Annotated in this window: 20 protein-coding genes; 16 read left to right on the plus strand and 4 right to left on the minus strand. The window is 36.2% G+C overall.

What is annotated here, in order from left to right; translation table 11 throughout:
- The first annotated feature begins 158 nt into the window (after nucleotides 1–158).
- The 10 genes from BN30_RS03695 to BN30_RS03745 all read left to right on the plus strand — a co-directional run bounded on the left by BN30_RS03695 (nucleotide 159) and on the right by BN30_RS03745 (nucleotide 10885).
- Nucleotides 159–452, plus strand: coding sequence for a hypothetical protein (locus BN30_RS03695; protein WP_019214164.1), 294 nt, complete (start codon nucleotides 159–161; stop codon nucleotides 450–452).
- A 105-nt stretch (nucleotides 453–557) separates the two neighbouring features.
- Nucleotides 558–1637 (plus strand): metal ABC transporter substrate-binding protein, encoded by a 1080-nt coding sequence (locus tag BN30_RS03700; RefSeq protein ID WP_019214165.1) that lies wholly within the window; start codon nucleotides 558–560, stop codon nucleotides 1635–1637.
- Complete coding sequence (locus tag BN30_RS08935; protein ID WP_019214166.1) at nucleotides 1637–2299, plus strand: metal ABC transporter ATP-binding protein; 663 nt, start codon at nucleotides 1637–1639, stop codon at nucleotides 2297–2299. Before BN30_RS03700 ends, BN30_RS08935 begins: the two co-directional genes overlap by 1 nt.
- Nucleotides 2283–3125 (plus strand): metal ABC transporter permease, encoded by an 843-nt coding sequence (locus BN30_RS03710; protein ID WP_019214167.1) that lies wholly within the window; start codon nucleotides 2283–2285, stop codon nucleotides 3123–3125. Before BN30_RS08935 ends, BN30_RS03710 begins: the two co-directional genes overlap by 17 nt.
- Entirely contained in the window at nucleotides 3118–3792 is a 675-nt protein-coding gene (locus tag BN30_RS03715) for a hypothetical protein (protein WP_019214168.1), read from the plus strand. The genes BN30_RS03710 and BN30_RS03715 overlap by 8 nt, the downstream gene beginning before the upstream one ends.
- A gap of 626 nt (nucleotides 3793–4418) precedes the next feature.
- Nucleotides 4419–5462, plus strand: a complete 1044-nt coding sequence (locus BN30_RS03725) for an ABC transporter substrate-binding protein (RefSeq protein ID WP_019214170.1) — start codon at nucleotides 4419–4421, stop codon at nucleotides 5460–5462.
- A gap of 55 nt (nucleotides 5463–5517) precedes the next feature.
- Nucleotides 5518–6549, plus strand: coding sequence for a FecCD family ABC transporter permease (locus BN30_RS03730; protein ID WP_019214171.1), 1032 nt, complete (start codon nucleotides 5518–5520; stop codon nucleotides 6547–6549).
- Between the two features lie 2 nt (nucleotides 6550–6551).
- Nucleotides 6552–7319 (plus strand): ABC transporter ATP-binding protein, encoded by a 768-nt coding sequence (locus tag BN30_RS03735; protein WP_019214172.1) that lies wholly within the window; start codon nucleotides 6552–6554, stop codon nucleotides 7317–7319.
- Between the two features lie 17 nt (nucleotides 7320–7336).
- Nucleotides 7337–9127, plus strand: coding sequence for an ABC transporter ATP-binding protein/permease (locus BN30_RS03740; protein ID WP_019214173.1), 1791 nt, complete (start codon nucleotides 7337–7339; stop codon nucleotides 9125–9127).
- 3 nt (nucleotides 9128–9130) lie between these two features.
- On the plus strand, nucleotides 9131–10885 hold the full coding sequence (locus tag BN30_RS03745; protein WP_019214174.1) for an ABC transporter ATP-binding protein: 1755 nt from the start codon (nucleotides 9131–9133) through the stop codon (nucleotides 10883–10885).
- Nucleotides 10886–11258: 373 nt separating this feature from the next.
- Here the strand turns inward: BN30_RS03745 and pdxS are convergent, their stop codons facing one another.
- Entirely contained in the window at nucleotides 11259–12116 is an 858-nt protein-coding gene (gene pdxS, locus BN30_RS03750) for a pyridoxal 5'-phosphate synthase lyase subunit PdxS (protein WP_019214175.1), read from the minus strand.
- 95 nt (nucleotides 12117–12211) lie between these two features.
- On the opposite strand from pdxS, the gene pdxR reads away from it, so the two are divergent.
- The gene (gene pdxR / locus BN30_RS03755; protein WP_019214176.1) at nucleotides 12212–13594 is read left to right on the plus strand and encodes a MocR-like pyridoxine biosynthesis transcription factor PdxR; all 1383 of its coding nucleotides are present in this window, start codon (nucleotides 12212–12214) and stop codon (nucleotides 13592–13594) included.
- A 42-nt stretch (nucleotides 13595–13636) separates the two neighbouring features.
- The gene (locus BN30_RS03760; RefSeq protein WP_019214177.1) at nucleotides 13637–14497 is read left to right on the plus strand and encodes a DegV family protein; all 861 of its coding nucleotides are present in this window, start codon (nucleotides 13637–13639) and stop codon (nucleotides 14495–14497) included.
- 287 nt (nucleotides 14498–14784) lie between these two features.
- Here the strand turns inward: BN30_RS03760 and BN30_RS03765 are convergent, their stop codons facing one another.
- The 3 genes from BN30_RS03765 to tpx all read right to left on the minus strand — a co-directional run bounded on the left by BN30_RS03765 (nucleotide 14785) and on the right by tpx (nucleotide 16642).
- Nucleotides 14785–15450 (minus strand): LrgB family protein, encoded by a 666-nt coding sequence (locus BN30_RS03765; RefSeq protein WP_019214178.1) that lies wholly within the window; start codon nucleotides 15448–15450, stop codon nucleotides 14785–14787.
- Nucleotides 15450–15803, minus strand: coding sequence for a CidA/LrgA family protein (locus BN30_RS03770; RefSeq protein ID WP_019214179.1), 354 nt, complete (start codon nucleotides 15801–15803; stop codon nucleotides 15450–15452). The genes BN30_RS03765 and BN30_RS03770 overlap by 1 nt, the downstream gene beginning before the upstream one ends.
- 326 nt (nucleotides 15804–16129) lie before the next feature.
- Nucleotides 16130–16642, minus strand: coding sequence for a thiol peroxidase (gene tpx / locus BN30_RS03775; RefSeq protein WP_019214180.1), 513 nt, complete (start codon nucleotides 16640–16642; stop codon nucleotides 16130–16132).
- A gap of 168 nt (nucleotides 16643–16810) precedes the next feature.
- Here tpx and BN30_RS08940 point away from each other — a divergent pair, with 168 nt between their 5' ends.
- The 4 genes from BN30_RS08940 (at nucleotide 16811) to BN30_RS03795 (ending at nucleotide 20471) form a co-directional block, all read left to right on the plus strand.
- A complete protein-coding gene (locus BN30_RS08940; RefSeq protein WP_019214181.1) occupies nucleotides 16811–17986 on the plus strand; it encodes a glucose-6-phosphate isomerase in 1176 nt (391 codons plus the stop codon).
- 4 nt (nucleotides 17987–17990) lie between these two features.
- On the plus strand, nucleotides 17991–18275 hold the full coding sequence (locus tag BN30_RS03785) for a cupin domain-containing protein (protein WP_019214182.1): 285 nt from the start codon (nucleotides 17991–17993) through the stop codon (nucleotides 18273–18275).
- 1 nt (nucleotide 18276) lies between these two features.
- Nucleotides 18277–18969 carry a Crp/Fnr family transcriptional regulator gene (locus BN30_RS03790; protein WP_019214183.1) on the plus strand — a complete coding sequence of 231 codons (693 nt, stop codon included), beginning with the start codon at nucleotides 18277–18279 and terminating at the stop codon, nucleotides 18967–18969.
- 155 nt (nucleotides 18970–19124) lie between these two features.
- The gene (locus BN30_RS03795; protein ID WP_019214184.1) at nucleotides 19125–20471 is read left to right on the plus strand and encodes an MBOAT family O-acyltransferase; all 1347 of its coding nucleotides are present in this window, start codon (nucleotides 19125–19127) and stop codon (nucleotides 20469–20471) included.
- Nucleotides 20472–20478 lie beyond the last annotated feature (7 nt).

Below are 20478 nucleotides of genomic sequence, written 5' to 3' on the forward strand. Positions count from 1 at the left end.
CAAAACTTCGTTTTGGATGGGTCCCCAGAACCTTGGTACTTCGTACGAGCAAGAAATATAAAAGTGTGTACATATATATTTTAATTCATATAAACCGCTAAATCTTGACATTCTTAAGACCTTGCTATATAATAAGGCGTGTAAAAAGGAGGGGCAAAATGCCAAAGCGTATCAAAATACTACTTTCTATACTTTGTATCATCTTAGTCGCAATGTCGCTACTAAGCTTTTTCGTCGCGGCTACAAGCGCCTTCCACATCTGCAAGCGTTCTGCTTGCCCGATTTGCCGCTTCATGGACATGGTCTCGGACCTTCAAAGGTCTTTGCATCATTCAAATGCGGCTGTAATTATAATACTTTGGGTGCTAGTATCGATAAGGCTCACAAACATTGCCATGACTATGGCGAAGGTGAAGACACCTGTCGATCTTATGGTGCGCATGAACGATTAGAGATTGCCCCCCCAAATATAATGACGGCAAAATTTAATATCGGTAAAATATACAAAATATACAAAATATACAAAAATATAAATATATAAATATAAAGGAGATAAAATGAAGAATATAAATAAATTTTTAGCTTGCCTACTAGCAGTTGTTTTGCTAGTTGCTTGCAATTCAAATAAAGCGCCTGAAAAGGCAGAAGAACCAGCTACTGAGTCAATCCCAGCAAGTGAAGCTGACAGCATACAAAAGGACGGAGCTTTAAAAGTAGTTACTAACATATTCCCAGCTTATGATTGGGTTAAAAATATCACTGAAGGAACTGATGTAGAGGTACTTAACCTTACAGACAATGGTGTTAGCCTTCACAATTATGAGCCATCTGCTCAAGACATAGAAGAGATTGCTAAATCAAATCTTTTCTTATATGTTGGAGGAGAATCTGATGAATGGGCTCCAGACGCTGCAAAACAAGCGCCTAACGCAAAAGTTCTTAACATGCTTGAAATTTTAGGAGATACTGTTAAGGAAGAAGAAGTAAAAGAAGGTATGGAACACGAGCATGAACATGAACATGGTGATGAAGATCATGAACATGAACATGGTGATGAAGATCATGAACATGAACATGACCATGAACACGACCATGAACATGAAGAAGTAGAATATGATGAACACGTTTGGTTATCTGTAAAGAACGCAAAAACTATTTCAAAGGCAATTGCTGACGCTCTTTGCGAAATCGATGCGAAAAACGCAGATACATTCAAGAAAAATTACGAAGCATACGCAGCAAAACTTGATGCTCTTCAAAATGAGTTTGACGAAGCAAGAAAAACTGCAAAAGTTGATACTATCTTAGTTGCAGACAGATTCCCATTCCGTTACTTAGTAAGTGACCTTGACCTTGATTATTTCGCTGCCTTTGTTGGCTGCTCAGCTGAATGTGAAGCAAGCTTTGAAACTATCAGCTTCTTAGCACAAAAACTTGACGAACTTGGTTTAAAACACATAATCAAGTTAATGGGTTCAGACGGCAAAATCGCCGACACAGTAAAAAATTCTACAAAGACAAAAGACCAAGATATACTTGAGATGACATCTATGGAAAATGTTAGCTCAAAGGACGGCAAGTCATACATTGACTATATGCAAATGAACTTAGACGCTTTAAAGAAGGCTCTAAACTAATGAAATTAATATTAAAAGACTTAGGATTTGGCTATAAAGGTCAAGTCCTAAGTGATTTTATAAACCTAGAATTAAATGATTGTGACTACATAGTCATCTTGGGCGAAAATGGTTCGGGAAAGTCTAGTTTAATCAAAACCATCTTAGGTTTAAATAAAAAAATATCTGGAGAGATAATTATGGAGGGCATTTCAAAAGACGAGATTGCCTATCTACCACAGATACTCTCAATAGCAGCCGATTTTCCAACTTCGATTATGGAACTCGTTTTATCAGGCTTTAAGATTAAAAAAAGATTTTTCTACACAAAAGAAGAAAAGCGTAAAGCGCTTGAATGTTTAGAAAAATTTGGCATAGCGCATCTAAAAGACAGAAGATTTTCTTCTTTATCGGGCGGTCAAAGGCAAAGAGTTTTGCTCGCAAGAAGCTTTGTAGAAGGAAAAAAACTTCTTATACTAGATGAGCCGCTTGCCGGACTCGACCCAGAGGCACAAGATGGCCTTTACGAAATGCTTGAAAAAATAAACGAAAGTGGCACAGCCATCATCATGGTCTCACACGATAGCCAAAGAGCAGTTAAATACGCAAACAAAGTCATTAAGCTTGACGGAAGACGTGTGATTTACGAGGAAGGAGGCAAAATGAATGGAATTAATCAATAAATTTGTCTTCTACCTAGGCTACCCCTTCGTGCGCTACGCACTTGTGTGCGCCTCACTCATAGCGCTTGCATCAGCATTTTTAGGCGTGATACTCGTTTTGAAACGCTACTCATACATCGCAAATTCATTATCAAACGTAGCATTCGCGTCCCTATCAATCGCGACAGCCATCGGCTTTACACAAAAATTAGTATTAGCACTACCACTAACAATATTTTTTGCGCTAATACTTTTACAAGGAAATAATTCGAAGAAAATCATCTCAGACGCAGCCATCGCCATGGTTTCAGTATCAGCGCTAGCTATGGGCTACTTTGTTATGAACGTATTTAGAGTCGGACCAAACGTCTCAGTTGACGTGTGCACAACACTTTTTGGCTCGACATCCATACTTACATTAACAAAGCTAGACGTCATCATATCCGTGGCACTATCGATACTCGTGATACTTTTCTTCATTTATTATTATAAAGAAATTTACATCACAGTCTTCGACGAAGACCTTGCAAACGCTTCAGGCATCAAGGTTGAAAGACTTAACACAGTTTTGTCCATGGTCGTCGCAGTCGTGATAACACTTGCAATTAGGCTAGTGGGCTCACTTTTAGTCGCAGCACTAATCGTTTTCCCAGCAGTCTCAGCGATGAAAGTTTTTCATTCATTTAGAAAGATTGCCTTCGCCTCAGCCATAATCTCGCTAGTATCAGCACTTGGAGGCGCGATATTTGCAATACTTGCGGCAACACCAGTTGGTTCTACCATCGTCGTGATGAATCTCGTAATATTTTTAATCATGTCAATAATTGGAGGTATGAAACGTGGATAAAACAAGAAAGAGAATTTTGGCCATAGTCGGCATATTGATTTTGGTTTTGATACTTGCATTTTTCACAAATAAAAAAGTTATATACCGTTATATGCCTAACAGCGCCGTGAATGAGACAGTTAAAAAGATGAAAGAAAGTTCAAAAGCTAAAAATGCTGATAATGCTGATGCCAATATTGAAAATATTGATGCAGACGAAAATATTGACCCAGAAGAAAATGCTAATTCAGATGAAAATATTGATACAAATGAAAATTCTGATGAAAATATTAACCCAGATACAAATGATAGTGCAGATGAAAGCGAAATCACAAACGAAAGCGGCCAATACTATGATTTAACAGGCAATGATCTAGACATGAACTACGTCATCGTCGCCATGATAGCTGAAGATCCAAAAAGCTTCGAAGGAGTCAAGATCAAGCTACAAGGCGTCGCCGTAGATCTAGAGACCACAGACACATCCGGCATGGACCACTACATCGTCATCAACGACCGCCAAGCCTGTTGTCAACAAGGCCTTCAATATATATTAAAAGATAAAACTCAAAAATATCCAAAACCACAAGAAATCATCACAGTAGAGGGAGAACTAACTGTTTTTAATAGTGAGGAGATTCCGTTTCCGTTAGCTGTGATTAAGAACGCACGCCTTATTTCGAATTAGAGTCGCGCCTGGAACTCGTTACGAATAAGCCGCCTCCTCTACGTACCCCGTACGTACGACTGCGTCGGGGCTTATTCTAGACTTCGTCCCATCCATCGACTCTATCTTCGAACTAAGCTCGAGCAAAGATATAGACGTGGTTCTTCTTTGCCCTGCAAAATTAGAAAAAGCGAAATTAATTAGTAAAATTGTTTATTAAAATTTAACAGCAAAATTAACGTGTATGGATTGATTAATAAACAAAGAAAGTTCTAAATCAATTTAATTAAATAATTTAACACAATAACGATAAAGGATAGAGCGAATCTGATATGTACCCTCCTTACTGGACAAAGCAGTAAGGAGGGTATTTTAATGCAAAAAGTTATTAGTATAAAAATTATTTATACATACTGTACAAGAAACAAATATTTTAAAAAATATAAAAAAAGATTGACAACAAAACTTCGCTCTGATATACTATAGTTAGCAATTGCTAACTATAGTATATCTTTGCATTTGTATTGAATAATTATAGCATGTAAAAAATCTATAAAGAAAAGTGCTAAATCTTTCTATCTTATGCATATGTGCGAGCATTGCTATACGAGTATATTATTCAAAAATTTAAAACAAAGGAGAGTATTATGGTTAAGAAAATTTCTTTAATTTTAATTTTATCTTTACTTTCATTTTCTTTATTTGCGTGTTCAGGAAATAAAACTAAGGAAGAAAGTAAAAGTGACGAGAAGAAAGTTGTAGAAGAGAGTCAAACTGATGAGAAGGAAGCTTCGGAAGATAACAAAAAAGACGGAGGCGAAGTTGTTATAGAAAACTTTGGCGTTACTACTGTATATGACAAGGCACCTGAAAGGTTAGTTCCGCTTAGTTACGATGCCGCTCAAACATTAGTTGCGCTAGGACTCGAAGATAAAATTGTTGGAGTTGCAACAGCAGAGGGCAGTTACACAGACTGTTTACCAGAGTACCAAGAGAAGTTATCTAAATTAGATGTTATAGTAGATGGAACTCCTAATTTTGAAACATTACTATCTAAAAACCCTGATTTTGTTTATGCAACAATATATACTTTTGGGAAATATGGGGTCGCACCAGTTGAAGACTTCCAAAAAGAAAACATCAAGTTCTATTGCATTAATGGTACTTATTCGGAAAAACCAAGTATAAATGATATTTATAAAGATATAGAAGATTTGGGAAAAATTTTCAGAAAAGAAGATGAAGCGAAAAAGCTTATTGAGTCATTAAAAGAACGTGAAAAGGCATTAAAAGATAAGGCTGTAGCTACACCACTAAAAGTTATGGCGTTTGATGGTGGAGATAAAACTGCAATGACTTGCGGTCAAGGCATAGAGAATGAAATTATTAAACTAGCTGGCGGGAACAACATTTTTTCTGATTTAGAGAATGCTTTTGAAGAAGTAAGCTGGGAAGAAGTTACGAAAAGAAACCCTGACATTATCTTAATTCATAGTTACGATCAAGGAGTTACAGCAGGAACAGTAGATGAAAAGATCAATAGCCTAAAAAACAATCCTGCATTAAAGAATGTTACAGCAATAAAAGATGGCAATTTTGTAGTTGTAAAACTTACAGAAGTTTTCCCTAGTTTACAAGTTTTCGATGCTGCAGAAAGATTAAACGCTAAAATAATGGATTTGACAAAATAAAACTTAAGGATACCAAATTTTATTTGGTATCCTTGTTTTATAAATAGGAGTAATTATGAAACAATACAAATTGATTTGTTTAATATTATTAATATTCATATTAGTATCTATTGTTTTAGCTACATTTATAGGTTCAGCTAATATAAATTTTGCTCAAGTTTTAGATATTTATAAATACAAATTATCTTTTTTCGATGTTACAATTGATGACATGGGCTTATTTAGCATAATATGGAATATAAGATTACCAAGAGCTATTATTGCAGTTTTAGTAGGTGGTGGACTGGCTCTTACTGGCTGTATTATGCAAGCACTAACAGGAAATGTTATGGCAGAACCTTACACTTTAGGCATACAGTCAGGTGCAGGCATGTTTGCTGCATTTGGTATAGTCTTTTTTGCAAGGATTCCTGCGCTAAGCTTTATTGGTACAAATCTTTTTTCATTTATGGGAGCAATGGTGGCTATGGTTTTTGTATATACAATTGCATCAAAAGATGGAATGAAATCAAACTCTAGCTTAGTATTAACTGGTATATCTGTTGCTATGCTATGTAACGCAGTCATACAGTTAATCATAGCTTTTGCACCAGATAATGCAAAGATGAGAGAAATTGTATTTTGGACCATGGGAGGCTTAGGAGGATCGCATTGGGAAGTCATTCCTTTCTTGCTTATTGTTGTTATCGCAGGCTTTATTATTACTTATTTATTGGCAGAGCAGTTAAATATAATATCAATGGGTGAAGAGACAGCTATAATACTAGGTATTTCTCTGGAAAAGTTAAATAAGATATTGCTTGTAACAGTTTCTGTAGTGGTTGGAACTATTGTTTCAATAAGCGGAAGCATAGGATTTGTAGGATTGATTATACCTCACATTGTAAGAAAGATAACGGGATCAGATCATAAAAAATTAATACCCGTAGCCACACTAACAGGAGCGTTATTTTTAGTCTGGGCTGACATTGTATCAAGAGTTATAGTTGCGCCTAAAGAATTACCTATAGGTGTGTTAACATCATTAGTTGGCGTTCCATTTTTCTTATATATAATAAAAAGAAAAAGCCAAGGAGTAAAAAAATAAGTATGATAAAAATTGATAATTTAACTTATGCCATTGGGGACAATCTAATTAGCAATGATATAAATATTTTGTTTCAGGAAAATATTTTTACTGGAATTATAGGACCAAATGGCAGTGGAAAAAGCACTCTTCTTAAACAAATTTATAGGGTTATAAAACCAAATAAAGGTAAAATATATTTAAAAAATGTAGATATTATGAAAATAAGTTCAAAAGAACTTGCAAGACAAATGGCGGTACTTCCACAAGAAAATCAAAGCGACTTTGACTATACTGTCAGAGAAATCGTTTTGATGGGAAGATATCCTTATCACGGAATTTTTAACAGAGGATACGACTATGAAAAAGATATTGAGCTTATGAAAAAATATCTAGAAATTGTAGGCCTATCCGAACAAGAAAATCAATATTTTAAAACGCTATCTGGCGGAGAGAAGCAGAGGGTTTTATTGGCTAGAGCATTGGTTCAAGAGGGAAATATATTGATACTCGACGAAGTAACTAATCATCTTGACATAGGATATCAGTACAAGGTTTTAGAAATATTAAAACGATTAGATATGACAATCATTTCTGCTATCCACGATCTTAATTTAGCAATGAAATTTTGTGACCAAGTTGTACTTATCGACAAAGGAAAGGTCGTTATGCAAGGAAAACCAAAAGATATAATAACAAAGGAAAATTTGAAAGATATTTTTAAAATAGACGCGCAAATAATAGAAAAAGAAGACTCATGTGTAATTGATTATAGATATTCATATTATTAAGAGGAGAGTGAAATTAAATGTTTATTAATAAAGCATTAATAAAATTCGCCAAAGGATCTGAGATAAAAATTATAAAGGCAGTTTTGTTTCAATTACTAACAACAGTTATTTTGTCAGCTATATCCTTATGCATGAGTTTTCTAATAAAACAATCGATATCAAACCAAGAACTTATAAATAAAGTAAGTTTATCGCTCGTATTGATTATATGTACTTTATATTTATTGTTAAAGTTATTAAGTAAAACAAATATAAAGATAGTAATAGATGCAGGTACTAGCATAAAAGATAATGTTAGAACCCAGATTATGCAAAAACTATTTCTGCTAGGACCAGCATTTTCAAATACAATGAGGACAGGTTTTTTAACCTCTACATTTACAACAAGAGTCGAGTGGCTTATGAACTATTACACAAAATATATGCCAGTCGTCTTAAGTGCGATAATAAATGCTGCTATTTTTATAGCATTTTTATCATATATTGATATATACGTTGGAGTTGTAGCATTACTTTCAGTGATAATCATGATATTAATACCTATGTGCTTTTTCTTTTTGATGAAAGAAAGAGGCAAACAAGAGTGGGAAAATCATGCGAAATATTACAGTGAGTGTTTAGACGGAATACAAGGCATGCAAAGCTTAAAAGCCTTTAATGCAGACAAAGAGTATCTAGAAGACATCAAACAGATTGGGGAGACTTATCGTAAGTCAGTTATGGCACATTTAAGCGTAACAATAATAGAAGGAACTTTTTCTGAATTTTTTGCTAGAGTAGGAACTGCACTTACTTTAGCTATTTTAGGCTGGAGGTGCGTGTACGGATTTGTTGATAAAGACTTGTTGATTGTTGCTTTTTTTGCAGTAGGAGCAACATTTTCACCAATGATTTCTTTAATTAATGCATGGCATCTTGGTTTTCAAGGAGTTTCGGGCTCATACTCGATTAATGAATTTCTTGAAATTGATAGTAAAGACATTATATCGAATCACATATTACCAAGCAAAGTAATGCAACGTAACAATTTAGCACAATATATGGAAAACACAGACACTATAAAGAAATTAAGCCTAGAAAAAGACTTTAAGGTACAGTTTAAAAATGTTTCTTTTAAATATCCTGAAAGTGAAAAAAATGCTGTAGAAGATATTTCTTTTGAATTAGAAAAAGGGAAAATCATCGCTTTTATAGGTAATTCGGGTAGTGGTAAATCTACAATAGCAAACTTGCTTGCAGGATTTTATCGCCCACAAAGCGGAGATATTATTTTGAATGGAACTAAACTTTCTAATCAAACAATTGGCTTTTTTCACGACAATATATCTGCAGTATGGCAAGATAACCACTTATTTTCAGGATCAATATATGAAAACATTATGATTGGCAATAGCAACGCAAGTAAAGATGAAGTATATAAAGCTTCGGAAGATGCCATGATTCACGAACTTATTGAGACTCTTCCAGGCAAATATGATACTAAGATTGATGAACTTAGTAGTAGATTTTCTATGGGTGAGCGTCAAAGAATAGCAATCGCAAGAGCCATTTTAAAGAATGCGCCTATTATTATTTTTGATGAGGCTACCTCTTCGCTTGACAGAAGAAATGAAATGTATATACAAAAAATGGTGGAGACTCTAAAGGAAAAAAGAGCAATTTTTATCATTGCTCATAGAATATCCACAATACTTATGGCAGATGAGATATGCATTCTGGATAAAGGAAGGATTGTAGAAAGAGGAAAACATCAAGATTTATTAGCATCATCAGAAATATACAAGCATTTGTTGGGAGGTATCTTATAAAATATGGGACGTATTAAATATGTTTTTTTACTATCAAAATATATTAAAGATTACCGAAGTAAGCTACTTATAAGCACAATTATAAATGGCTTATATAAAATTATGCCTATAGCATTGGGCTTTGAAACGGCATATATTATTTCAAAAGCGCTAAGCGGTAATTTATATAAGCCACAACTACACTTCTTTCTTGTCTTAGCTATGGTTATTGCAACAGCGATTTTGAACTACTTAGATATTTATATTTCACACGATGTTACCTATAAAATACTAACACAGTTAAGAGCGCTATCATATGAAAAGCTTGTAAACATCGCCCCAGCAGGACTTGAAGGAGAAAATAGCGGAAACATTATGTCCATAATATTAGAAGATATTGAGATACTAGAATGGTTTTATGCTCATACAATTATCCAGGTCTTTGTTGCACTGCTAGTGCCAGCTATTTCACTTTTTATTATAGGACGATTTTCGATTTGGCCGTCAATTGTAGTATTGTTATTTATTCTACTAATGTTATTAGAGCCATGCTTATTAAGAAAAAAGTCGGACAAACAAGGATATAAGTTACAGCAAAAATTAGGAGAGCTAAACTCTATAATAATAGATGGCATACAAGGAATAAAAGAGATAATAATTTTTCAATGGCAAAAAAAGTATTTTGAAAAAATGTATAGAGCAAATGATGAGTATAACGAAGCGTTCTATGAATACTCAAAGCGCTCAGTTCGCGAGGTGTCTACCGTCAACTTAATCATAGGTGTATCATCTGTAGTGTCAACAGTGTTGATTTTGTTCTTTGCTATACAAGGGAAATATTCATATGAAATGGTACTGCCACTAATATCACTGTCAACAATGGTGTATACCCCAATACAAGAGACATTAGTAATGAGTAGTAATTACGGAAGGATATTTGCTGCAGCAAAAAGAGTTTTTGATTTTTTTCAATTAGAAGGATCTATTCATGACGAAGGAAAACTTACATTAGAGGATATTGTTGAGAAGAATACTTGGGGGGTTACTTTTGACTCTGTAGAATTTAGTTATATAGATAAGGAGTGCAATGAGAGAAATTCTATATTGAAAGGTTTATCTTTTGATATAGCTAAGGATTCTACTACGGTTCTAGTTGGAAGCTCTGGATGCGGAAAATCAACTTGTAGCAAGCTCTTACAAAGATTCTGGGATGTAGATCAAGGTAAAATTTTAATTAACGGAGTGAATATTAAAGAAATAAAACTAGATGAGCTAAAAAAGCTAATCTCAGTTGTTCCGCAAGAAGTGTATCTTTTCAACAAAAGTATTAAAGACAATTTATTGTTAGCAAATAAAAATGCTAGCATGGAAGAGATTGAATTAGCATTAAAAAATGCAAACTTGAGTGAATTTATCAAAGGTTTAGACAAAGGTTTAGACACAGCTCTTGGAGAGAGAGGGACTAAAATTTCAGGTGGAGAGCGTCAGAGAATATCTATAGCACAAGCTTTTTTAAGAAATTCCCCAATTCTTATTTTAGACGAAATAAATTCAAACTTAGACTCTAACAATGAGAAAGCAATCAATGAGGCTGTGAAAAAATTGAAAAAAGAAAAAATCACACTAATGATTGCACATAGATTAGATACAATAAAAAGTGCGGATAAAATTGTATTTATACAAGATGGAGTATGTGCTGCAAGTGGTAAGTATGATGAGTTAATTAGCGAAAATGAAGATTTTAAAGAGTTTATTGGTGGAGAAATTTTAAAACAATAATAACGGCAAGATATAAATATGTATCTTCTTCACTATTATATCCAGTGAAGAGGATACATATCTAATAAAATCTCTATCCTTTATTTTTGCCTAAAAATATAATTTTCACAAATTAATTATCCTTGTCAATGAGTCATCACCAAACAAATTGAAGAACCTCGTCCTTATGGCCGAGAACCTTTACGCTACGCCGGAAAAGAAGAACCTCACCCATCATCAAAGCATAGCTTTGGATGGGTCCCCTAGAACCTTGGTGCTTCGCACTCGTGATGATTTAGCGTTGTACAGAATTTTTTGGAGTGAGTCGTATGAATATACGTCGCAGCGACAAAAAATTCGAAACTAGCTAAAGGGCACGTTTTAACAAGAAATTTTATCTGTCAGCCATGTGAACAGCAAGTTCATCTTCATTAATCCCAAACATAGCCTTACCTAATCCAGTCGCTGCCTCAGCTATAATCTTATTATCTTCATAATTTTTCACTGCCTTAACTATTGCCTTAGCTCTTCTCTCTGGGTCTTCGCTCTTAAATATACCGCTTCCAACGAAGACACCTTCAGCACCAAGTCTTCTCATTAGTGCTGCGTCTTGAGGTGTTGCGACACCGCCAGCTGAGAAGTTAAGTACAGGTAGTCTTTTGTTGTCGTGAACGTATTTTACTATATCGTAGCTAACTCTATATTCTTTTGCAAAAGTATATAGCTCGTCTTCTCTTTTTGAAACAAGTAGCGAGATACCGCCAAGTATTTGTCTTAAGTGGCTTACAGCTTGTACAACGTCGCCTGTACCTGCTTCACCCTTGCTTCTAATCATCGATGCACCTTCTTCGATCCTTCTAAGTGCTTCGCCAAGATCTCTTGCACCGCAAACAAATGGCACGTCGAATTGGTATTTGTCTATGTGATTGTCGTTATCAGCCTTTGACAAAACTTCTGATTCATCGACGTAGTCAATGCCAAGCGCTTCCAAAACCCCTGCTTCAACAAAGTGACCGATTCTGCACTTCGCCATAACAGGGATTTTAACAGCTTTTTTTATCTCCAAAATCATTTTAGGGTCGCTCATTCTAGCAACGCCGCCTTCGCGTCTGATGTCTGCAGGTACCCTCTCAAGTGCCATGACAGCGCATGCTCCAGCACTTTCGGCAATCTTCGCTTCCTCAGGATTAGTAACGTCCATGATGACGCCGCCCTTAAGTGTATTTGTAAAGTCTAAAAATTTTTTATTCATAATATTCCTCCTCTTTTATAGCAATTATACTTGAATTATGGTATAATTAAAAGTACCAATTATGATTATTTTGATGGTACCAGATAGGAGGAGCTATGCAAATAGATTTAAAAAGCGATAGGCCTATTTATGAACAGATATATGAATATTTTAAGGATGCAATACTTGAAGGACGCTTCAAAAAAGGAGAGAAACTGCCTTCGAAGAGGACTCTTGCAAGGGACATATCTGTTGCGGTGAACACGGTGACAAGTGCGTACGAGATGCTGATCTCTGAAGGCTACATAAGGAGCGAGGAGAAGCGTGGCTACTTCGTCAATGACATAGGAACTATATACACTCTTAAGCATGATGATGTAGAGATAAGCACGCGTAAGGAGAAGAAGTCTTATAAGTACTCATTTTTAATTACACAGGGCGATCCTGAGTCCTACCCTATAGATAGATTTAGAAAGATATTTACTCAGGAGCTCATCTATGACACTGAGTTCTACGAAAGAGACTACCAAGGGCTCTATGGTCTTAGGCACGAGATTAAAAACTATCTATTCAAGGCGAGGGGCATCAAGACTAATGAAGACAATATCATTATAAGTTCGGGTCTTGAGTACCTACTTATGACTCTCTTTTTAATCTTGCAAAACAAGGTGAAGCTTGCTTTGGAGAACCCGGGCTACAAGGTTTTGGAGACGCTTTTACGGGTCAATGGTATAGCCTACGAGCCGATTGACATCGATGAAAGTGGTATGAGCTTTGAAAACTTTCTAAAGGCGGACTGCGAGCTTGCATTACTTACGCCATCTAACCAGTTTCCAACTGCGACTGTCATGCCTATCAAAAGAAGGCTGGAGTTCTTAAACTGGGCGAATGCTGCAAGTGGCCGCTACATTATTGAGGACGACTACGACAGTGAATTTCGTTATGCACCCAGAGCCATATCCCCAATAAAGAGCCTTGATGAGATGGATAGGGTAATCTACATAGGAAACTTTTCTAAGTCCATAAGCCCACTTCTAAGACTTAGTTACATGGTCTTACCAAACGCACTTTTGCACGAGTACCATGGCATAAGGCCACTCATGAACTCGCCTGTTTCAAACATTGTCCAAATTCTCGTGAAGGACTTTATGAAGGAGGGCCACTTTGAAAGGCAGCTCAACAGAATGAAGGGTATCTACAACAGAAAGAGGCTTACGCTCTTAGACGCTCTCAAGGACGCTTCTGGTATTAGGCTTGTGGACTCCATGGCTGGTATGCACCTTAAGCTTTATATGAGTGGTCTTGAAGATTACAGTAGGCTAGTTCAAATGCTTGACAAGAGAAGTGTCAAGGCTGAAACTATATCGAGCTACACTTTTGGCAAAAAAAGCGTAAGTGAAGATGCTCTTTTACTTGGCTATGGCCTTATGAGTGAGAAAGAGCTTGAGTCTGCTGCGGCTATAGTTCTTGATACAATTAAAAACTTGAAAAATCTATAATTTTATCATATAATATATTTAGTTAAAGCTAAGGAGGATACCATGAGCATCAAAATTATAACGGATTCAGCTTCGGACATAAGCTATGAATTAGCAAGTGAATATGACATAGACATCATGCCCATAGTCATCATGAAGGGTGACGAAACTTACCTTGATGGTGTGGACATAAGTGGCAAGATGATATATGACGATATGAGGCAGGGGACTGTTTACAAAACTGGTGCCATATCTCCCAATGAGTATGAGGAGAAATTCAAGGAAGTTTTGGAAAAGTATGACAAGGCTATATACGTATCTTTGTCGACTGGCATGTCTTCTACATATAATAACGCTGTGCTTGCGAAGAACTCGCTTGGTATAGGTGACGATAGGCTTATGCTTGTTGACTCGCGTGGCGCTTCTATGGGCCAAGGCTTGCAGGTTTTATCTTTAGCAAAGATTAATCAAGAAGGCAAGACTTTTGATGAGCTTAAGGCTTATGCACATGGCTTTGTCAAGAATACAAGGTATGTATTCTTCGTGGACTCGCTTGAGTACTTGCAAAGGGGCGGCAGGGTTTCAAAGCTAAGTGCTGCAATTGGTAACTTGATCAATATGAAGGTTGTGCTTGATGTGCACTCTGATGGTGTGATTTACACTGAAGACAAGGTTAGAGGTACTAAGAGAGCCATTGCAAGGACTGTTGATTTTTTCGAAAATGAAGTGGGTCATGACTTGTACGCTAACACGATATACGTATGTCATGCGGACTGCGAAGACCTTGCAAATAAGGTAAAGGAGCTACTCGTAGAAAAGTATCCAGACATGGAGATAAAGCTAAACCAATTTGCGGTATGCATAGGCGCTCATACAGGACCTGGTACGGTGCATATATGTACTATAAAGAATTTTGAACTATAGTTAATAGGTTTATAAGATATAAGAAGGGACAGAGCAAATCTGTCCCTTTGTCGTTTGAATTTAATTGTAGGTGCGAATGAACTCACCCAGTATAATTAGTTTTGCAGAGAAAATTCTAGCATAAGGCGAAGCAATTTTACCCTTGTTAATGAATCATCGCCAAACAAATTTTTTGTAGCAAGCGTGATGATTGGGCGAAGTGGACCGACGAGGCAAGCGGAGCGTATATGCAATACGTGAGCATTGCCGAGGAAGGAACGAGCCCAAGGGCGCGCTTGAACAAAAAATCATACAAAGAAAGGAAGGATTATTACACTTAGTATCCCGCTAATCACTAAACTCATCGAGCTCGCCGCCCCAGTCAATTCATTCATATTATTTGCCTTCGCTGTGCCTATCGCGTGCGATGCGCTTCCCAAGGCAACTCCCTTAGCAACGTCTGATTTAATTTTCATAATTTTAAAAACAGCATCACTCACCATGGCTCCGAATATGCCTGTAAATATTATCGTAAATACTGTAATTGAAACGATGCCGCCCATCGATCTAGAAACGTCTATGCCTATCGCTGTGGTGATGGACTTTGGCAAAAGCGTTGCAAAATGCACTTTCTCAAGCACAAATATCTTATAAATTGCAAAAACTGTCAAAACTGAAGAGAATACGCCGAAGACTATGCTCATAAGTATTGGAACTATGTCTTTTTTTATGGTTTTTAGCTCTTCATACAAGGGAAAGGCTAGGGCAATGGTTGCCGGTGTTAGTAATAGCGAAACATATTTTGCGCCCGATGCATAAGTTTTGCTGTCAATTTTAAAACTCAAAAGCACAGCCATATCGACTGCTATTGCAAATAGAAGTGGATTGATAAAAGACCACTTAAGCTTCTTTTTTATGTAAACAAAGAAAAAATATGGCACTACTGTTAGTAACAGCATGAAAATGGCTGTCATCACTTCACCTTCCTTATCTTTAATAGCGTTTCGCAAAATTTTCCTGTCGTTGCCATAACGAAAATTGTTGAGAAAACGATTGCGACTAGAACTGGGACTATGATGACTTTAAGGTCTATGAAGCTGTCAATAAGTGCAACTGCGCTCGGTATGAAAGTTAGCGGCATTATTTTAATCAAAAATTTACAAACGCCTTCAACTTTTTCTTTTTTAACGAGACCCATTTGTAGAAGCAAAAAAAGTATTATTATACCGTAAATGCTTGCTGGCATCGAGACTGGCAAGGTTTTTGAGAGATAGTCGCTCACAAGTGTCACCGCCGCCACGATTATTATTCCAAATATTGTATTCAAAAAAATCACTCCTATTCTTAAATAGTATACCATTAATATGCGTTTATGAAAAGTAAAAATTTTTTACTATAATTATAAATTTTATCTATACTAAGTGGGCCATGTATTGCAATTTATTATACAAGTGAGTAATTTAGCTAAATCCATTGACATTTCAAGAATTATGTTCTATATTATAATTAATTGTAAGAATAATCTTGGACACATAATTTACACCACCTAAAAAAACGTTCATTGGCCGAGCGTTTTTTTGTTTGCAAAAACTATTTTCAAAAATAATAGCTGGACCTCGTGGCCCAGCTATTGTCATATAAAAAGATATTTGCTTAAATAAGTTTCTTTGCTTCTTCCAAAGCTTTGTCATAGTCAGGATGTTTAGTAACTTCACTAACAATTTCTTGATACTTGATAGTGCCGTCCTTATCTATGATAGTGATTGCTCTTGCAAGTAGACGAAGCTCTTTGATCACAAGACCGTATTTTGTACCAAAATCAAGGTCTCTGTGGTCTGATAAAACTATAACCTTGTCAATGCCGTCTGCAGCGCAAAATCTTGATTGAGCAAATGGTAGGTCGCAGCTAAGTGTTAAAACAACTGCATCACCAAGCTTAGCAGCTTCTTCGTTGAATCTCTTAGTTTGTAATTCACAAACAGGTGTGTCAATTGAAGGAACTGAGCTGATGATAACTACTTTACCTTTCACTTCGTCAAGAGAAAACTCAGATAAGTCATTCTTAAGAGCCTTAAAATCAGGCGCCTTGCTGCCTACCTTTGTTTCTTCACCAATTAAAGTTACAGGTGAACCGCCAAATGTTATTATACCTTTTCTTTCTTCCATATTTATTACCCCCTAGTGTAAATTATTTACCCTAAATGAAAAATTTTAAACGATTTATTTAATTTCTTCTTCATCAATAGGCTCAATCTTATCAAAGACTATATTAATATCTGGAAATTTATGCTCTTTCGTGTTATAATATAGATACTTATAAGCGAGGTGAATCTTATGCAGCTTGAAATATATAAGGAGCCGCTTCAATTCGAGGCGAGTGCTTCCGAGAAAAAGCTTAATGCATTTAAACAATTTCATACGAAATATGCGTCTGACTGGATTAGGCTTGATTATTTGAACGAAGCCTTTATTAGTGATGTCAAAAAAACAGCTGATTACATACGCAAATCTTTTGATGCTCTTGTAGTTATCGGGATCGGCGGATCTTTTATCGGTGCAAAGGCATTCATCGACGCTTTAGGAAATGATTTCCCAATATATTTCACCGGAAATAATCTTGATGGAGAGTGCCTTATTAATTTAATTAATGAACTCAAAGATAAGCGCTACGCGATAAACGTTATAAGCAAGTCAGGAACAACTATGGAGACAAAGCTTGTATTCGAAATTTTCCTTAACGATATGATGAAAAAAGGCATTGACCTTAAGAATAGCGTTATAGTGACTAGCTCAGAAACTAGTGAATTAGCAAATTTTGCTCTATTACATAAGATGAAAACTTTTATAATACCCGAAGATATAGGTGGACGCTACAGCGTTTTCACTGCAGTTGGCCTTTTGCCAATGGCGGCCAGTGGTCTTGATATAGAAAAAGTAATTATGGGTATAAAAAGTGCAAAGGAAGAATATTTTGAAAGCGATGGAGCCATAAACACAGCTCTTGATTACGCTTACTATAGGCATCTAGCTGGAAAGACTTATGCGCTTGAGTTTATCAGCGTTTACGAGGAAAGGCTTGCTTCATTTACTGAGTGGATAAAGCAGCTTCTTTGCGAATCGCTTGCCAAGGACGGCAAGGGACTCATTGTTTCTAATCTTAAGTATACACAGGATTTGCACTCTATGGGTCAGCTTTTGCAAGAGGGCAGGCGCAATATAATCGAGACGCATTTATTTGCGGAGGCGAAAAAAACTCAAGATGAGGCTATCATGAATATAAATAAGATTAATGAAATTGCCTTCAAAGCGACTGTTAAGGCGCATCACATGGGCGGCGTGCCAAGCTGCGTGATTAAGCTAAAGACCATTAGCGAAGAAAGCCTTGCAAAGCTCTCTATATTTTACATGGCATCTTGCGTTTATAACGCTGTTATGGATGAGGTAGAGCCTTATGGTCAGCCGGGTGTAGAAGTTTACAAAGAAAAAATCAGAAATATATTAGAGGAGTGATAAGATGTTAGCAAAAGTATTAAAAGATGAAGGCTTAATAAAAAGCATAAATGGGGTTAATTTTGTTCACAAAATTTTGAAAAAGGGCGATGTAATTGATAAACACAATCATCCAGATAAGGAAATAGTTTTCGCTGTGATGAAGGGCTCTTTCGAGATTACTATTGGCGAAGAAGAAAAACACCTTGTAAAGGCTGGAGAAGCGCTTAATTTCGATGGCACTAATACTATAAGCGCAGTGGCTTTGGACGATAGTGAAAGCCTTGTTGTGCTAGTTAATAAAGAATAAAATGCTTAATAAATTTCCAGAAAGCATCGATTTAAAGAAGATACCATTATTCTCATATTTTTCAGACGAAGAACTTAACGAGATCAGAAAAGGTCTTAAGCTTGAGACACTTAAGCGTGGCGACGCCATATTCTCATCAGGCGACAGCGCGGATAGGATGTTCATCGTCTATGAAGGATTTATGAAGATATCTATGTATCTTTCGGACGGTAGAGAGCAAATTCTCTACATCTACAAAAAAGACGACTTCGTTGGCGGCTTCAACATACTTTATCAGGACAAATATGTCTACAATGCTGCTGCCACAACGAACGCAAAGATCATAGTTATAAATAAGTATGACTTCGAAAATATCATGCTAAAGAACAAGGATTTCGTTTTGAAGGTTTTGGAAGAAGCCTACTACAGAATCAGAAAGTCAGAAGAGCTTATTGACAGGCTCTCAGTTATAAACGCGGATATGAAGGTTGCTAAGGCCCTTATCAATCTGATTAAAATATCGGGCTCAATCAAGGATGGCGTCATCACAGTTGACCTTAAGATCAATCGCGAGGAGATGGGCTCTTTCACAGGACTTACGCGCGAAACTATCTCGAGAAAGCTTAGCCAATTTCAAGATGAGGGCATAATCACGCTCGAACGTAACAAGATTATTATTAACGATATTAGAAAACTTTCAGACAAAACTATATGATGAACTTGGACAAAGGCGCGTAAATAGAGGTCTTTGTCCATTTTAAATATTTAGGAGAATATATATGCTATTTAATTCAGCTGGCTACCTTGTGTTTTTCACAATCGTTTGCCTAGTTTATTTCATATTGCCCAAAAAAAGTCAAGAGAGCCTTTTTGCTTTTGGCAAGCTATTTCTTTTATTCATGCTGGAACCTTAAGTACTCACTACTAATGCTCTTTAGCACAGTAGCGACATACTTAACAGCCATCGCCATGGACATGGTGGGAGCGAAACAAAAGAAAAAAATCTATCTCGGACTTTGTTTCTTTGTCAATTTGGCGATACTTTTCGTCTTTAAGTACTACGGCTTCACAGTTAATTTTTTAAAAAAAATACTTGGACTTGTGGGAGGGAGCTTAAATCTGCCACTGATCAATGTTTTACTTCCAGTCGGCATTTCATTCTACACTTTTCAAGCGCTTGGCTACATCGTTGACGTTTACAGAGGCGAGATTAAGGCTGAGAGAAATTTTATCAATTACGCTCTCTTCGTCTCATTCTTCCCACAATTAGTCGCTGGACCTATAGAGAGATCAAAAAATCTTTTAACGCAGATAGATAATTTAGGACACAGACGCTATGAAAATTTATCAAAGGGACTTCTTTACATACTTTGGGGCTTTTTCCTAAAGCTAGTCATTGCAGATAGAGCAGCAATATTCGTAAATCAAGTCTATGACAGCTACCAAGGCTACTCATACGTATTTTTATGCTACGCCGCTTTACTCTTCGCGGTGCAAATCTATTGCGATTTTTATTCATATTCAATCATCGCAAAGGGCTCTGCCAAAATTTTGGGCTACGATCTTATGGACAATTTTAAAGCGCCCTATCTTTCGAAATCAATCACAGAATTTTGGAGACGCTGGCACATCTCGCTATCAACTTGGTTTAAGGACTATTTATACATCCCTTTAGGGGGGAATAGAAAAGGAGCTTTCAGAAAGCATTTAAACGTTTTGATAGTTTTTTTGGTGAGCGGTCTTTGGCACGGAGCGAACTACACCTTCGTTCTTTGGGGTTTAATTCATGGTATTTTCAATATTTTGGAAGATAGTTTTAAAGGCATTACAAAAAATATTAGCAATAATTTAATTTATAAAAATATTCGCAGGCTTATTACCTTTGTCGTTGCAGTCATAAGTTTTGTCATCTTTAGAAGCAAAAATATTGGTGCGGCAAAGGCCTTTATACTTGGCATACTTAAGAGGCAGGCAGGAACTTTGGATGCGTCAATCGCCTTTCCATACGAAGACACAGTCATCTTACTCATTGCGATAGCCATTCTTATAGTAATTGACATACTTATTTACAATAAAGTGAACATGGTTGAAAGAATTGAAAAGAGAAGCCTGATTATAAGATGGCCGATATATATATTTTTACTAGTAGTAATACTAATTTTTGGCATATATGGACCGGGTTACAGCGAAGCGCAGTTCATTTATTTCCAGTTCTAAGGGTGAG

The organism is Fenollaria massiliensis (assembly GCF_000312505.2).
Classification (GTDB): Bacteria; Bacillota; Clostridia; order Tissierellales; family Peptoniphilaceae; genus Fenollaria; species Fenollaria massiliensis.

What these genes read in the sequence shown, in the direction of transcription:
- BN30_RS03695 (WP_019214164.1), top strand. Translation starts at nt 159, where the DNA reads ATGCCAAAGCGTATCAAAATACTACTTTCTATACTTTGTATCATCTTA.
- BN30_RS03700 (WP_019214165.1), top strand. Translation starts at nt 558, where the DNA reads ATGAAGAATATAAATAAATTTTTAGCTTGCCTACTAGCAGTTGTTTTG.
- BN30_RS08935 (WP_019214166.1), top strand. Translation starts at nt 1,637, where the DNA reads ATGAAATTAATATTAAAAGACTTAGGATTTGGCTATAAAGGTCAAGTC.
- BN30_RS03710 (WP_019214167.1), top strand. Translation starts at nt 2,283, where the DNA reads ATGGAATTAATCAATAAATTTGTCTTCTACCTAGGCTACCCCTTCGTG.
- BN30_RS03725 (WP_019214170.1), top strand. Translation starts at nt 4,419, where the DNA reads ATGGTTAAGAAAATTTCTTTAATTTTAATTTTATCTTTACTTTCATTT.
- BN30_RS03730 (WP_019214171.1), top strand. Translation starts at nt 5,518, where the DNA reads ATGAAACAATACAAATTGATTTGTTTAATATTATTAATATTCATATTA.
- BN30_RS03735 (WP_019214172.1), top strand. Translation starts at nt 6,552, where the DNA reads ATGATAAAAATTGATAATTTAACTTATGCCATTGGGGACAATCTAATT.
- BN30_RS03740 (WP_019214173.1), top strand. Translation starts at nt 7,337, where the DNA reads ATGTTTATTAATAAAGCATTAATAAAATTCGCCAAAGGATCTGAGATA.
- BN30_RS03745 (WP_019214174.1), top strand. Translation starts at nt 9,131, where the DNA reads ATGGGACGTATTAAATATGTTTTTTTACTATCAAAATATATTAAAGAT.
- pdxS (WP_019214175.1), bottom strand. Translation starts at nt 12,116, where the DNA reads ATGAATAAAAAATTTTTAGACTTTACAAATACACTTAAGGGCGGCGTC.
- pdxR (WP_019214176.1), top strand. Translation starts at nt 12,212, where the DNA reads ATGCAAATAGATTTAAAAAGCGATAGGCCTATTTATGAACAGATATAT.
- BN30_RS03760 (WP_019214177.1), top strand. Translation starts at nt 13,637, where the DNA reads ATGAGCATCAAAATTATAACGGATTCAGCTTCGGACATAAGCTATGAA.
- BN30_RS03765 (WP_019214178.1), bottom strand. Translation starts at nt 15,450, where the DNA reads ATGACAGCCATTTTCATGCTGTTACTAACAGTAGTGCCATATTTTTTC.
- tpx (WP_019214180.1), bottom strand. Translation starts at nt 16,642, where the DNA reads ATGGAAGAAAGAAAAGGTATAATAACATTTGGCGGTTCACCTGTAACT.
- BN30_RS08940 (WP_019214181.1), top strand. Translation starts at nt 16,811, where the DNA reads ATGCAGCTTGAAATATATAAGGAGCCGCTTCAATTCGAGGCGAGTGCT.
- BN30_RS03785 (WP_019214182.1), top strand. Translation starts at nt 17,991, where the DNA reads ATGTTAGCAAAAGTATTAAAAGATGAAGGCTTAATAAAAAGCATAAAT.
- BN30_RS03790 (WP_019214183.1), top strand. Translation starts at nt 18,277, where the DNA reads ATGCTTAATAAATTTCCAGAAAGCATCGATTTAAAGAAGATACCATTA.